At 72.4% G+C, this 14,903-nt stretch carries 10 protein-coding genes; 2 read left to right on the top strand and 8 right to left on the bottom strand.

Annotated features, from left to right (window positions below; translation table 11 throughout):
* Window positions 1-44 precede the first annotated feature (44 nt).
* The 6 genes from BKA00_RS27665 to BKA00_RS27645 form a co-directional block, all read right to left on the bottom strand.
* Window positions 45-821, bottom strand: coding sequence for an anti-sigma factor family protein (locus tag BKA00_RS27665; RefSeq protein WP_185029739.1), 777 nt, complete (start codon window positions 819-821; stop codon window positions 45-47).
* Window positions 818-1,426, bottom strand: coding sequence for an RNA polymerase sigma factor SigM (gene sigM, locus BKA00_RS27660; RefSeq protein ID WP_230298620.1), 609 nt, complete (start codon window positions 1,424-1,426; stop codon window positions 818-820). Before sigM ends, BKA00_RS27665 begins: the two co-directional genes overlap by 4 nt.
* Window positions 1,427-1,612: 186 nt before the next feature.
* A complete protein-coding gene (locus BKA00_RS27655) occupies window positions 1,613-3,208 on the bottom strand; it encodes a protein kinase family protein (protein WP_185029734.1) in 1,596 nt (531 codons plus the stop codon).
* A 164-nt stretch (window positions 3,209-3,372) separates the two neighbouring features.
* Window positions 3,373-5,037, bottom strand: a complete 1,665-nt coding sequence (gene murJ / locus BKA00_RS27650) for a murein biosynthesis integral membrane protein MurJ (protein WP_230298621.1) — start codon at window positions 5,035-5,037, stop codon at window positions 3,373-3,375.
* Window positions 5,038-5,083: 46 nt separating this feature from the next.
* Window positions 5,084-7,564, bottom strand: coding sequence for a DUF6049 family protein (locus tag BKA00_RS39310; protein WP_230298622.1), 2,481 nt, complete (start codon window positions 7,562-7,564; stop codon window positions 5,084-5,086).
* Window positions 7,565-7,732: 168 nt separating this feature from the next.
* Window positions 7,733-8,272 carry an aminoacyl-tRNA deacylase gene (locus BKA00_RS27645; RefSeq protein ID WP_185029730.1) on the bottom strand — a complete coding sequence of 180 codons (540 nt, stop codon included), beginning with the start codon at window positions 8,270-8,272 and terminating at the stop codon, window positions 7,733-7,735.
* 378 nt (window positions 8,273-8,650) lie between these two features.
* Between BKA00_RS27645 and BKA00_RS27640 the strand changes: the two genes are divergently transcribed.
* A complete protein-coding gene (locus BKA00_RS27640; RefSeq protein WP_185029727.1) occupies window positions 8,651-10,123 on the top strand; it encodes a CCA tRNA nucleotidyltransferase in 1,473 nt (490 codons plus the stop codon).
* Complete coding sequence (locus tag BKA00_RS27635; protein WP_185029724.1) at window positions 10,120-11,433, top strand: adenosylmethionine--8-amino-7-oxononanoate transaminase; 1,314 nt, start codon at window positions 10,120-10,122, stop codon at window positions 11,431-11,433. Before BKA00_RS27640 ends, BKA00_RS27635 begins: the two co-directional genes overlap by 4 nt.
* Here the strand turns inward: BKA00_RS27635 and BKA00_RS27630 are convergent.
* Entirely contained in the window at window positions 11,430-12,749 is a 1,320-nt protein-coding gene (locus BKA00_RS27630) for an MFS transporter (protein WP_185029723.1), read from the bottom strand. The genes BKA00_RS27635 and BKA00_RS27630 overlap by 4 nt on opposite strands.
* A 250-nt stretch (window positions 12,750-12,999) precedes the next feature.
* Complete coding sequence (locus BKA00_RS27625) at window positions 13,000-14,772, bottom strand: ABC transporter substrate-binding protein (protein WP_230298623.1); 1,773 nt, start codon at window positions 14,770-14,772, stop codon at window positions 13,000-13,002.
* Window positions 14,773-14,903: the final 131 nt, after the last annotated feature.

The following is a 14,903-nucleotide window of genomic DNA, read 5'->3' as shown; positions in this document are numbered from 1 at the left end:
TGGCCTTCAGTAGCGTGCGAGTGCCCGGGTCAGGGCTTGGCGGGTCAGGCGTTCTTGAGCTGCTTCAGCAGATGGTGGGCCTGCGGGGAGCAGTCCGGTCCGACGACCCAGATGTTCCGCCTGCCGGGGCGGTCGCCGTTCACGGCGATGATGATCGCGGGCCGTCCCTCGTATTTCGCCTGGTCGACGAGCAGGAGCGTCTGCTCGCCGGCGACGCCGCTGACGCAGCCGCGGAGCCGGGCGTCGGGCGCGACGGCATGGGCTCGCATCTCCTGCTCGCCCGTGACGACGCCGCCGACCTGCGCGCCCAGCGTGCCCGACCGGTAGTCGGTGCCGCTCTGGGCGACCTTGAACGTGGGGTCCGGCTCTCCGGGGGCCACCTTCGGCACCCCCGAACCCGAGCGGGAATCGGTCAGGGAGCGGTTCGGGGCCGGATGCCGCGCCGCGCTGTCACTGCTGCTCGCGCCGTCCAGCGCGATCTTGCCGACCGTCGCTCCGCCGCCGAGGACGACCACCGTCGCCGCGGCCGCCGACAGTATCCGCCAATGCCGCCTTCCGCGCCGTTGCTCCAGGCTCGCCACGGTGGCGGTGTGCATCGACTCCGCCGCGATGGCGGTGTCGATGCGTTCGGCCAGTTCGGCGGGCATGGACGGCACCGGGGCCTCCGCCAGGATCCGGGAGACGTCCGCAAGATCGGCGGACAGCTCACGGCAATCGGCGCAGGTGTCGAGGTGTGCGTTGACGGAGGCGGCTTCGTCGTCTTCGAGAAGTCCCTCGGCCAGGTCGGCCAAGACGTCGTAGTCAAGGTGCGCGGGGTTCACTTGGGCATGCCACCTCCTTCCACACCTCCGACGTTCCTGGGCTCGCGTCGGTTCCGGTGGTGGACGAGAAGGGGCGCCAGCCGGGCGCGGCCGCGCGCGCACCGGCTCTTGATCGTTCCGGGTGGGACCTCCATGACCTGCGCGGCGTCGTCGACGGAGTAGCCCATCATGTCGACGAGGACCAGGGCGGCCCGCTGCTCGTACGGCAGCTGCTCCAGCGCGGTGCGGACGTCGAGGGACACGCCGTGCGCGTCGGTCGGGTCGGGCATCTTGGGCGCGACGGCGTCGAACGTCGCGTCGTCGCCCATCGGCGTCGCCGGGCGGACGGACTTGCGCCGGACGCGGTCGAGGCACGCGTTCACCACGATGCGGTGCAGCCAGGTCGTGACGGCGGCGTCGCCGCGGAAGCGCCCGGCGGCGCGGAACGCCGAGAGGCACGCGTCCTGCAGCGCGTCCGCCGCCTCCTCCGGGTCGCCGAGCGTGCGCAGCGCGACCGCCCACATGCGGTCGCGGTGGCGGTGGACGAGTTCGGCGAAGGCGTGCGGGTCCCCCTGGGCGTGCCGGGCGAGGAGCTCCTTGTCGGGCACTTCGCCTACGCGACTCATGCTCACCGACGTCATGAGCGACCGCTTTCTCGTTCGGGCCGCCCGGTTGGCGCCGGGCATCCGCGACCGGCTGCTGAGGTAGGCACCACGTGATCCTGGGGGCGAGGGGACAAACTGCTCACAGGCACGATACAGACAAGCGCCGCTCCACGTCACAGCCCATATCGGCCCGCTGCCGGAACGTGATCAGCCCGCCGCCCCGTAGACGGCGATCTCGCCGAGCCGCCCCTTGAACGGCCCGCCGGGCAGCTTGGTGAACCAGACGAGCACATACCGGCCCGTGGCCTGCGGGTTCGCGGGGACGGCGACCTCGCCGCCGTTGGGGGTCTGCTCCCCGACGCGCTTGAGGTCGGTCGGGGACTGCGAGTTGCCGACGCGGACCTGCAGCACCCCGCCGCTCACCGGAGAGTAGATCTTCACGTTGGCGACCTTGACGGGCTTGCCCATGTCGAGCAGGACGCCGAGGCCCTTCGACAGGCGGCCGAAGTCGGCGTCGTAGTAGCTCTGGGTCTCCCAGTCGCCGCTGGGCCTGCCGTCGATGACGGACTGCAGGTTCTTGCCGATCGTGCCGTCGCCGTGGCCCGGACCGGCGGGGCGCTCGGCGGGCGTGATGCCCTGCGGGGTGAGCTTGGCGACCGTCGGCTTCGGCGGCGCGCTCGTCTGGGAGTTGTCGGTGGCGCCGCCGCCCTTGGGCTTGTCGTCGCCGCCGACGCCGGTCAGCGCCCAGGCGCCGAGCCCGACGATGACGGTCAGCGCGGCGGCCGCGACGCCCATCAGGGCGCGGTTGGCCGGGCGCTTGGGGCCGCCGTGGCCGTGCGCGGGCGTCGTCCGGGTGGAGGTGGCGGGCGGCGGGGGCGGGGCGGCGTGGTGCTGCGCGCGGGGCGGCGGTACGTGCGAGGTCGCGGCCGGGTCGGGCTGCCGGTGCGGCCGTGTCGCCGCCGGCGGCGGTGTCGCGGGGCGCCTCGGCTGCGTCTGCCTCGGGGCCGCGGGCGGGGCGTTGCCGAGCCCGGCGAACAGCGGCAGCGGGGTGCGCGGAACGCCGCGCAGCGCCTTGGCCAGGTCGGCGGGCGACGCGAGCGGCTCGCCCGTGCCGATGCCGAGGCAGCGGCACACGATCGCGTCGATCGCGTGCGAGATGCCGGCCTGGACCTGGCGGGGCGCGTGCGGGAGACCGTCGGACGCGGGCGCGGCGGGCAGGGCGGAGCCGTCCTCGTCGCCGGGCCAGTGGGCGGTGAGCGCCGCGTACAGCATGCGGCCGAGGCCGCGAACGTCCTCGGCGGCGGAGTCGTCGGACTCGCGGTCGCACAGCACGGCGTCGGTGGCGACGCCGAGGATCTTGACGGTGCCGCCGGTCGTCCAGACCAGGTCGCGGGGGGTGAGGCAGAGGTGGGAGAGCCCCGCGGCGTGCGCGGCGGAGATCGCCTCGGAGGCCTCGTAGAGCAGCGTCGCGGCGCGGCCCGGCTCCAGCGGGGCCTTGGCGAGCATGCCCTCCAGGGTCTCGCCGGCGACCCATTCGCTGACGATGTAGGCGCTCTCCCCCGAGTCGTCGGCGTCGAACACCTGGGTCAGGCGGGGGTCGGTCAGCCGGCTGGCCGACCGTGCCGACGTGACCGCCTCGGCGATCCGGGGGAACTCGGGGTCGAAGGTGCGGACGGCGACCGCCCGCGCGAGGATCTCGTCGATGGCCTTCCAGAGCGACGAGCCGCCCGAGTCGCTGATGCGCTCCTCGAGCCGGTAGCGGCCGGCGAGACGGGTGCCGGGCTCGATGACTGACGTGCTCACGGCAACGTCCTGCACAGGTGGTCAGATCCCATGTTCGTGGCGTGGCAGCTTACGCCTCCGACCCTCCTCTTTGCGTTCCCCAGGGTGTCGCCCCGCAAGCCGTAGTCCCCCACATGGTAGTGGTTACTCACTCGAGTGGCCGCCTTATCGCCGCGCGTCCTTTTTTACTTTGCCCGCCCCGGAAGCCGGCGGGCGAACGTCGCGATGGTGGTCTGGATCTCCTCCACGCGCAGCAGCTTGGCGAACAGCACGTACAGCAGCCCGCCGCCGACGGACCCGGCCACCAGGGTGGCCAGCGCGGGCAGCATCGCGTCGACGCCGCCCAGCGCGTCCGCGACCGTGTGCGCGGCGTAGGCGAACCCGATCAGCGGCCAGATCGCGACGAGCAGCTTGAGGTGGCCGCCGATGACGCGGCGCCCGTCCATCCCGCCGAGCTTGCGGCGCAGCACCAGCCAGCAGGTGACCGTCCCGACCAGGTTGCTGATCGCGAACCCGCCCGCGATGCCGACCACGATCCACTTGAGGTCGAGGACGTTGTAGGCGGTGAACGCCATGGCGATGTTGGTGGAGGTGACGACGAGGCCGATCAGTGCGGGCGTCCGCGTGTCGCCGTAGGAGTAGAAGACCCGCAGCATCAGCTGGTAGACGGAGAACGGGACGAGCGCGATGGCGAACATCTGCATGACCCGCGCGATCACCAGGGCGTCGTCGGCGGTGGTGTTGCCGTGCGCGAACAGCACGGTGGTGATCTCCGGTCCGAGCACCAGCATCAGCGCCGCCGCCGGCATGATGATCACCGAGGAGAGCCGGAGCCCGCTGGAGAACGCGGCGCGCACGTCGGCCGTCTTGCCCTCGGCGGCGAACCGGCTCATCCGCGGCAGCAGCGCGGTGATCACCGAGACCCCCACGATCGCGTAGGGGAGCTGGAAGAGCTGGTAGGCGTTGAAGTACGGGGTGTAGCCGTAGCCCTCGCCGAGGCCCTGGACGTACGCGAGCTTCCCGGCCCGGTTCGTCAGCGCGGTCACGACGGCGAACGCGGCCTGGGCGGCGACGACGTACAGCAGCGTCCAGCCCGCCATCCGCCCGACCTCGCCGAGCTCGCCGCGGCGGAAGTCCAGCCGGGGCCGCCACCGGAAGCCGACGCGGCGCAGCGACGGCCACAGCGCGACCGTCTGCAGGACGATCCCGCCGGTCGTGCCGATGGACAGCAGCATGAGCTGCTGGTCGGTGATGCTGGACGGGTCGACGCGGCCGGTGGTGATCGTGAGGAACGCGCCGCCGACCGCGATCACGACGAGGTTGTTCAGCACGGGCGCCCACATCGGCGCGCCGAAGCTGCCGCGCGTGTTGAGGACGGCCCCGGCGAACGCCCCGACGCCGTAGAAGAACAGCTGGGGGAGGAAGAACCGGGCGAACAGGATGGCGACCTGGCGCTGGTCGCCGCTGTAGCTGCCCGCCAGGATGTCGATGAACAGCGGTGCGAGCAGCACCGACACGAGGGTGAGGACGGCGAGGCCGATCACCGCGAGGGTGAACACGCGCTGCTCGTACTGCTCCCCGGCGACCCGGTCGCGCTGCTTGGCCCGGACCAGCAGCGGGACGATGACGCTGGTGAGGATGCCGCCCAGCAGCAGGTCGTAGATCTGGTTGGGGATGGTGTTGGCGGTGTTGTAGGCGTTGGCGAGCAGCCCGGTGCCGAGCGCGGCGACGATCACGGCCGTGCGCAGGAAGCCGGTGACGCGGGACGCCAGGGTGCCCACCGCCATGATCGCGCCGGACTTCAGGATGCCGGACGAGCCCTTGCCCTCCTGTGCCGGAGGCGTGTCCACGACCGTGGTGTCGGAGTTCGGCGGGCCGCCGCCTGGAAGGGGGATGTCAACCACCGTCTCGGCGGCGCGGTTCGCCGTGCCCGGCGGCCGGCCCGTCGGCGGGCCCGGGTACTGCTGCGGGGTCCTCGGACCGGGCGCCTGCGGGCCCGGACGCGTCCCCGGCCTGCCCTGCGGCATCGGCCCCCGCGGGGGCGGGCCCTGAGGCGGCCCCTGGGGCGGAGGGCCCGGCGGGTACCCCTGCGGGCCGCCCTGCGCCGGATAGCCCTGTCCCGGGCGCCCCGGGGTATTCGGCGGAGGGTATCCCGGGCCCTGGGAACCCGGCGCCGGGGAGCCCGGCCCCTGGTTCCCCTGTCCCCGGCGATCCCATTCCGGTCGACCCGTCACCGGCTGCCTCCGCTTTCCGGCGGCGCCTCGCTCTGATGGCCCGCACTCCGACGCCCACGAAGAGTACGGCAAGTCCGCCGCCCGTGATGAGCAGGGCGAGCCGCCCGTATCCGGTCGTGGTGACCGTGATGGTCTCGCCGTCACCGTACGTCCGGCCGCGCGCGCCGGGAATCTGCAGCTCGAGGCGGACGCCGAAGTTGCCGTTGCCGGCCGCCTGCGCCGGGATCCACCGCTGGGCCCGCTCGCCGGGCCCGAGCTCGATCACCGCGTCGTCGGGCTCCAGCTCACCGAGCTTGAGCTTGGCGGTGTTCTCCGAGGTCACGACGAGCCGGACCTTGATCGACTGGTCGTTCAGCGTGTTCTCGACCAGGACGGGGAGCTTGCCGGAGCTGCCCCCCATCAGCACGCGCCTGTTCTTCGGGGGGACGACGCGGACCAGGTGCATCTCGTCCTTGAGCTCGTCCTCCAGCTCCTTGCGGACCCGCTTGGCGCGCCCCGGCGACGTCCGCCAGCCGACCGACTCCAGCCGCAGCACGGCGCGCTCGTAGGAGATCTTCACCGGGCCGGTCATCACGGCCTGGAACGTCGCCGCGCGCTTCGCGATCGCCCGGGTCTGGCCCAGGTGGACGTCGCCCAGCTCGTACTTCTCGTAGTCGTCGGAGTAGCCGTGGAAGGCGCGGGCCTGCGGCTGGGCCGACTCGATCGAGCGCAGCGGCATCTCGCGCATCCAGGGCGCGGCCTTGGTGTAGGTGAGCAGGTTCTTGGCGAGCCCGTCGGCGGGGTCCCACATCCGGTCGGGGGCGACGACGACGGTGCGCTGGACGCTCGGCGCCTCCGCCGCGATCATCGCGGTCTCGGCGAGGAAGCGCTGCTCGCTCATCAGCGCCCGGGAGGCGGATCTCGCGCCCTCGTTCAGGATCTGGGCGACCGTCTGGTCGTAGAGGAGGGTCTTCTTGGTGCCGAGGTGCGTCGGGAGGGCGGTGGTCGCGTTCGGCTGCGCGCCCGTCGCGGGGTTCTCGAACTGCGAGCTGCTCATCAGGAACGACCCGCCGTCTTTCAGGGCGTACTTGGCGAGCTGTTCGAGCGTGCCGGGCCCGCCGACGCCGGACGCCGGCCAGGCGACGTGGGCGTCGGGCTGGCGGCCGAGGATCTGCGACACGAAACCGGTGTTGCGCGCGTCGAAGGCGACGCCGATGTCGCCGGTCGTCTTACGCCTGACCAGGGCCGTGACGTCGGGGTCGCCGTACGGGAGGACGAAGTAGGGGTCGCCCTTCGCGGCGTTCTTGAGCGACGCCAGCCACGTCGCGGCGACCTTGCTCTTCTCCTTGCGGACGCCCTTCGCCGCCCCGGGCGCCTTGACGAAGTAGTCGCCCGACGCCATCTGCCGCACGTCGTCCAGCAGCGCGGGGTCGATCGCCCAGGTGACCGGCGTGCCGGTGGTGCCGCCGGCCTCCACGATCCGGTGGAGCCGGCCGCCGGGCGCCAGCTCCTTGCTGAGATCGTCGTCGATGAACGTGCGGTCGTTGGCACGGTGCATCCGGTCGATCAGCGGCAGCACCCAGCCGACCGCCACCGGCTTGAAGCTCCGCTGCTTCGGCATCATCGTCAGGAAGGTCGTCATGCCGCCGACGACCTGCTGCGCGGAGTTCAGCACCTCGACGCGCATCGGGTAGACGCCCGGGGTGGCGACGGGGGCGCGCAGGCCCAGCTGCTGCGCGGTGGTCCGGAAACTCCATCCCTGGGTCACCCCGGGCCTGGTCGCCTGGGCGAGGGACTGCTGCTGCGGGGCGACGTTGGGCAGCGCTGCCTGCTGCCCGGACGCGAGCTGGTCGAGCTGGCTCCGGCTGGTCACGGGCTGGGCGCTGTAGCGCAGCCGCAGGGTGAGGCCGGCCAGCGCGCGGCCGCTGCGGTTCCGCGCCGCCCCGGAGATCTCGATCCTGGATTTCGGGGTGAGGGTCTTCGGAGTGACCTTGGTGAGCGCGAGCGCCACCTGCGCGCGCGCGTGGGCCGCCGCCGGGGCGCCGCCGGGAGCGTTCGCGGGGGCCTGCGCCCGGGTCCCCGCCGGGGACGCCATGGCAGGGGCCGCCATCGCGAGACAGGGCAGCATCGCGGCCAGCGCCAACGCGCGTCCGACCGCTTTCACGCCGCGTCCGCCCTCACGCCGTGCCCGTCCAGAACCCGTCCGGCGGCGCGAGGACAGGCCGAGGACGGCGGGCGTCGTTTTCCCGCACCACGGCCCCGATGGTAGTCCGTCGGTGTTCATGGCGTTGCCGGGTGTCGTCCGCCGCGGGGGCCGCGCCGGGCGGGCGGCTCAGGTCGTCACGTGGTCCCGCCCGGGGGCGGAGGCGGCGCTGAGCGGGGCCAGCAGGTCGACGGGTTTCGGGCGGCAGAGGGAGTACAGGGTGCTGGCCTTGATGCCGAGCGCCGTGGACGCCTCGCCGGTCGCGGTGTAGACGACGCCGTGGGCGTGGAGCCCGTCCACGAGCCCGCGGTCGATCAGCAGCGGCATCGACTCCGGAAGGAGGAGCGGGCAGACCAGGCCGGCCGCGTACTCGGTGACGGCGTTGACCACGTCCGCGTGGGCGGGACGGACGGCGCGGGCGCCCGTGCCCAGCCGCACCGCCTCGGTGGACGGCAGACGTCCCGCCGGGACGATCGCCCCGGCCAGGAAGGGCCGGCCGAGGTGGGCGCCCTCGCAGGAGTAGACGCGCGTCACCAGGCACCGCTCCGGCGGAAGGCCGAGCGCTCTGGGCAGTTCGTCGGCCCGTGTCATCACGAGGGGCAGCCGCACGATCTCGTGCGGCGTCTCCCAGCCGAGAAGCGTGCGGTGGATGGTGAGAGCGTCCTTCATGTTCGGCTCCATCCCGCGGGGGGCGTCCGCTCACCCCCGGATCTGGTTTCGCTGCGGCCCCGCGCGTCGCACACTGCGGGGGGAGATCCCCACATACCCGGAACGGCAGGCCTCATCCCTGCCGCGCGGCACGCGAACCCTCGTGACGCGCCTCAACCGCACGTGCGGCGGACCGTGGGCCTATTGGATCCCGCTACCTTTGTCGTACGGGAGGCTCACCGGGTCGCGCAGGGCGTCGTCGGGGTGCCCGAAACGTAACCCGGGGATCGGGGCGTGTGAAGGGCCCCGTCCTTCTTCGGCCCCGAAAAGACTTCCGTGCGGACCCCGGCGCTCGCCAGAAAGTCCTTTGTCAGCCCGTCAACCAAGGAAATACGCTCGATGGCCGTGCCTGACCAGAACGTGACCCCAGAGTCCTCGCGGCGTACCGCGATCGCCGAGCTGCTGCGCGGGATCGCGCCCGTCGCCGACGAGCTCGGCACCCGGTTCGCGGCGGCCGGTCACGAGCTGGCGCTGGTCGGCGGGCCCGTCCGGGACGCGCTGCTGCGCCGTCCGACCAAGGACGTGGACCTGACCACCGACGCCCCGCCCGAGCGCACCCTGGAGATCATCCGGGGGTGGGCGGACGCGCACTGGACGATCGGCATCGAGTTCGGCACGGTCGGCCTGCGCAAGAACGGCGTCGAGCTGGAGATCACCACCTACCGCAGCGAGACCTACGATCCGAAGTCCCGCAAGCCGGAGGTGTCCTACGGGACCTCCCTCGTGGAGGACCTGCGCCGCCGCGACTTCGCCGTCAACGCGATGGCGGCGCGACTGCCCGGGCACGACTTCGTCGATCCGTTCGGCGGCCTCACCGACCTGCAGCGCAAGGTGCTGCGGACGCCCGGCCGACCGGAGGACTCCTTCAGCGACGACCCGCTGCGGATGATGCGCGCCGCCCGGTTCGCCTCCCAGCTCGGCTTCACGGTCGCGCCCGACGTCGTCCGCGCGATGAAGGACATGGCGGACCGCATCGAGATCGTGTCGGCCGAACGGGTCCGGGACGAGCTGTCCAAGCTGCTCTGCGGCCGGTACCCGCGGGAGGGCCTGGCGCTGCTGGTCGAGACCGGTCTCGCCGCGCACGTCCTGCCCGAGCTGCCGAAGCTGCGGCTGGAGATCGACGAGCATCACCGGCACAAGGACGTCTACGAGCACTCCCTGATCGTCCTGGAGCAGGCGATCGCGCAGGAGGAGGACGGCCCCGACCTCGTGCTGCGGCTCGCGGCGCTGCTTCACGACATCGGCAAGCCCAGGACCCGCCGGTTCGAGGCGGGCGGACGCGTCTCGTTCCACCACCACGAGGTCGTGGGGGCGAAGATGACCCGCAAGCGGCTGACGGCGCTGCGCTACCCGAAGGACGTCATCTCCGACGTGTCCCGCCTCGTGGAGCTGCACCTGCGCTTCCACGGCTACGGCACCGGCGAGTGGACGGACTCGGCCGTCCGCCGGTACGTCCGCGACGCCGGGCCGCTCCTCACCCGCCTGCACAAGCTGACGCGCGCCGACTGCACCACCCGCAACAAGCGCAAGGCCGACCGCCTGCGCCGCACCTACGACGACCTGGAGGTGCGGATCGAGCGGCTGGCGGAGGAGGAGGAGCTCGCCGCGATCCGGCCGGAGATCGACGGCAACGAGATCCAGGAGATCCTCGGCATCGCCCCCGGTCCCCTCGTCGGGCGCGCCTACAAGTTCCTCCTCGAACTCCGCCTGGACCGCGGCATGATCGGCAAGGAGGCCGCGGCCGAGGAGCTGCGCCGCTGGGCCGCCGCCGAGGGCGTCGGCGCCCCCTCCGGCGAGGGGGAGGGCGAATGATCCCGTTGCGGCTGGGGCGGATGAGCCCCCGCGAGACCGAGCGGATGCTGGAGTTCGACCGCGAGCACATCTGGCACCCCTACGCGCCGCTGCCCGCGTCGGCGCCCGCGCTGCCGGTCGTGTCGGCGGACGGGGTGCGGCTGACCCTCGCGGACGGCACCGAGCTGATCGACGGCATGTCCTCGTGGTGGGCGGCCGTGCACGGCTACAACCACCCGAAGCTGAACGCGGCCGTCACCGGGCAGCTCGGCAAGATGGCGCACGTGATGTTCGGCGGGCTCACGCACCCGCCCGCCGTCCGGCTCGCCGAGCGGCTCGTCGAGCTCACCCCGGAGCCGCTGACCAAGGTGTTCTTCGCCGACTCGGGGTCCGTCGGCGTCGAGGTCGCGATCAAAATGGCGCTGCAGTTCTGGCGGTCGCAGGGGCGTCCGGAACGGCGCCGGCTCCTCACCGTCCGGGGCGGCTACCACGGCGACACGTTCGGCGACATGGCCGTGTGCGACCCGGTGAACGGGATGCACCACATGTTCACCGACGTCCTCGCCCAGAACGTCTTCGCGCCGCCGCCCCCGCTCGGCTACAGCGCCGAACCCGACGAGACGTACCTGGACGGGCTGGCGGAACTGGCCGCGAAGCACGCGGGCGAGCTCGCCGGGATCATCGCGGAACCGATCGTCCAGGGCGCCGGTGGCATGCGCTTCTACGCCCCCGAGTACCTGCGCGCCCTCCGCGACATCGCCGACGAGCACGGCCTGCTGCTGATCCTGGACGAGATCGCCACGGGGTTCGGCCGGACGGGCGAGCTGTGGGGCTGCGACCACGCCGAGGTCGTCCCCGACATCATGTGCCTCGGCAAGGCCCTGACCGGCGGCTACATGACGATGGCCGCGACGCTGTGCACCGACCGCGTCGCCCACGGCATCACCTCCGGCGAGGCGGGCGTCCTGATGCACGGGCCCACCTACATGGCCAACCCGCTGGCCGCCGCGGTCGCGTCGGCGTCCATCGACCTGCTGCTCGCCCGCGACTGGCGGGACGAGGTCGACACCATCGAGGCGGTCCTGACCAGCGAGCTCGAAGACGCCGCGGAGTTCCCCGGGGTGGCGGACGTCCGCGTCCTCGGCGCGATCGGCGTCGTGGAGGCGCGCGAGCCGGTGGACGTCCCGTCCGTCCAGGAGATCGCCATGGCGCACGGCGTCTGGCTGCGGCCCTTCGGCAAGCTGATCTACACGATGCCGCCGTACGTGTGCACGGAAGACGAGGTGCACCACATCGCCGCGGCCCTGCACGCCGTGGCGGAGTCGCTCTAGCGCAGGGCGTGCGCCGGCCGGCGCACGCGGGAGGCGGCCGTCCGGTAGGCGACGGCGCCCGCCGCGTACGCCGCGATCACCGCGAGGAGCGTGAGGCCGGCGCGCCCGTCCGGCGGCAGCCACGTCGCGGCAGCGGCGGCGGCAGCGGCGAACGTCGCGTTGAACAGCATGTCGTAGACGGCGAACACCCGCCCCCGGTACTCGTCGTCGATCGTCTCCTGGAGCGTCGTGTCGACGCACAGCTTCACGCCCTGCGACACCACGCCGAGCAGGAAGGCGCCGACCGCCCAGGGGCGCTCCGCGAACGGCATGCCGAGGACGAGCAGGCTCAGCGCCGCCCCGCCGAGCTGCCACGCCACCCACGCCTGCTTGCTGATCCGCCGCACCACCAGCGGCGTGATCAGTGCCGCCGCGAAGTACCCGGCGCCGGACACTCCCAGCATCAGCGCGAACGTCTCCAGGCCCTTGTCGGGGCCGTCGGCGAAGTGGTTCCGGCACAGCAGCAGCGTCATGATCAGAACGACGCCGTACAGGAACCGGTGGAACGAGATCGCGCCGAGCGCCAGCGCCGCCTGCGGCCGCCGCGCGATATGCCGCCCCCCGTCCACGAGCCCGTTCAGAACCCCCCGGATCACCTCGACGACCCGGGGCGCCGCCGACGCCTCCGCCCCGGTCTCGACGTCCTCCGCCGCCCGGTGGGGGCCGAGCAGCCCCTTCGGCAGCGTCGTCGCGATCAGTCCGGCCAGCAGGAACAGCGCCGCCGCGGCCACGAGGATCAGCGCCGTCCCGTCGTGCCCCGCGCCGAACCCGCGCCGGAGCCCGTAGCCGAGCCCCGCACCCCCGAACGCGACGACCGTCCCTGAGGTCACGCTGAACGCGTTCGCCGTGACGAGCTGGTCGCGCCGCACGACGTGCGGGAGCGCCGCCGACAGCGCCGCGAGGAAGAAGCGGTTCACCCCCAGCACGACGAGCACGCCGAGGAAGAAGCCGAGCCCGTCCTGCCCGCCCGCCACGAGTCCCGCGACGAGCAGCACGAGGAACGCGCGCAGCACCGGCGTCCACACGAGGATCTGCCGCCGCCGCCACCGGTCGATGAACACACCGGCGAACGGCCCGAGAACCGAGTAGGGAAGCAGCGTCACCGCGAACGCGGCCGCCGCCTTCGTCGCCGTCGCCTGCCGCTCGGGAGAGAAGAACACGTATCCGGCGAGCGCCACCTGGAACACGCCGTCCGTCAGCTGCGAAGCGAGCCGGGTCCCGTAGAGGCGCAGGAAATCCCGCCCCTTCAAGATCCCCCGCAACTCACCCGCTCGCATCAGATCAGAGTATGTCGTGCTTATTGCGTTTTTCTCCTCCCTCGGGCCTGGCGGCCCTCCATCGCGGAAGACGCGGGCGATCGCTGGCATCGCCCCGACTCGCCATGGGCTCGCTGCACGACCGGGCTCTCGCTTCGCTCGCGTCTCCGCCGCCGGCGCTGCTTTCGGACACGATCGCAACCATGGAGGTCGTTGCGTGGTTGCGGCGACGGCTCAGGTCAGTTGGGCGCTCTGGCGGCCCACCCCCCGACTAGGCGATGAACACTCTCGTTAGGTCGTAGCCGGCGGTGGTGGGGAGGAAGAAGGCGCCGTGGACCCGGGAGGAGCGGTAGGTGGTCTGGGCGCGGTCGAGGAGGGGGACGATCGCGGCGTCCTCCATGATCTTCTGGTCGGCCTGCTGCCAGTAGCCGGCGGCGCGCTGGGCGTCGGGGGCGGTGAGGGCGGCGTCGATGAGGGCGTTGACCTGCGGGTTGTCGTAGCCGCCGTAGTTGGTGGAGCCGGGGCCGTAGGCGCGGCCGTCGAAGAGGGGCTGGATGATCGAGCGGCCGTTGTTGCCGTACCAGTCGGGGACCCAGCCGGGAGCGGCGATGTCCCATTTGCCCTCGCGGGCGCGTGCGGGGGTGGACAGGGTGCTGGAGTAGAAGGAGCCGCCCGAGTCGGGGGTCAGCTCGGTCTCCACCCCGCAGGCGTCGAGGTTCTGGGCGATGGACTGGGCGATCAGCTTGTGGACGCTGTTGGTCCGGTAGGGGAACTTCAGCGAGAGGCCGGAGCGGCCCGTCTTGCCGAGGAGTTCACGGCACTTGGCGGGATCGCCGGACTCGCCGGGCGTGGGGTAGTGGTCGACGGCCGCGTAACCGGAGTTGCCCGGCGGGATCACCGTGTGCAGCGGCCTCGCCACCGACGGACCGCCGACGATCTTGATGAGGGCGCTGCGGTCGACGGCGTACTCCAGCGCCTGCCGGACGGCCCGGTCGCCGAGCGCGCCGCGGTTGCGGGGGCTGCGCGTGTTGAAGACCAGGTAGGGGCTGTTGTTCGGGGTCTCCCTGATCGCGAAGCGCGGGTCGTCGCGCAGCCGCGGGATCGCCGACGTCGGGACGGGCTGGTCCCACGCGAGGTCGGCGGTGCCCTGCTCGATCTGCTGCTGGACGGTCTCCGGCGAGTCCTGCCCCAGCGTGATCTGGATCTTCGCGACGTGCCGCTCGCGGAGCGGGTCCGAACCCGCCTGCCACACCGGGTTGTGGGTGAGCAGGTAGGAGATGCCCGGCTTGTAGTCGGTGATCTGGTACGGGCCGTCGGAGACGGTGTGCTGCCGGAACTCGGCACTGTCCGGGACGTAGCGGTCGTACTCCTGCGGCGCGGCCGCGGTGACCGGCAGCGCCAGCAGGTTGAGGAAGTCGCTGGCGGGACGCTTGAGCCTGAACACCAGCGTCCGCTCGTTCTCGGCGCGGACGCCCTCGAACCCGTGGTCGCGCTGGTAGGCGGCGATCGCCCGCGCGTCCTTGGCGTTCACGGAGCCGTAGCCCCGGCAGAACGCGTCCATGCCCCTGAGCGTGGAGACGAAGTAGCCCTTGGCGGCGGACGGGGAGGCCGGGTTGCACAGCCGCTCGAAGCCGCGGACGAAGTCCTCGGCGGTGACGGGGCGCGGCGGGTTGGTGTTCCACCGGACGCCGTCGCGCAGCCGGACCGTGTACGTGCGGCGGTCCTTGCCGATGTCGCCGTTCTCGCGCGTCGGGATCCGCTCGGCGACGTCGGGCCGCACGGGGACCGTCTCCTGGAAGTCGTTGGACGCCCGGTTCCCGAACAGCGTCCGGGCGAACGTGCGGACGAGCCCGTACGCGCCGACGCTGGCCACGGACGCGGGGTCGAGGTGCTCGACGTCGGAGGACCCGACGACGCGCAGCGTGCCGCCCTGGCGGGACGCGCCCTCCGCGGTCGCGCCGTCACCTCCTCCGGCGCATCCGGCGAGCCCCACAACGAGACCCGCCAGCCCCGCCGTCACCTTGATCATTTCGCGTGCCGCCACGGTGTCACCTCACTGACTCAGAGCCTGGCGCGCTTGTCACCGGCGGTGTCACAGTAGGGCCAGAGCGTGACAAAGAGCCGGTACATCACCGTTTCTCTACAGAAGTAAGGACGCCCTGACAGTGGGATGTC

It is taken from the genome of Actinomadura coerulea (assembly GCF_014208105.1).
Classification (GTDB): Bacteria; Actinomycetota; Actinomycetes; order Streptosporangiales; family Streptosporangiaceae; genus Spirillospora; species Spirillospora coerulea.
This window is presented reverse-complemented; position numbering and strand designations above follow the sequence as displayed.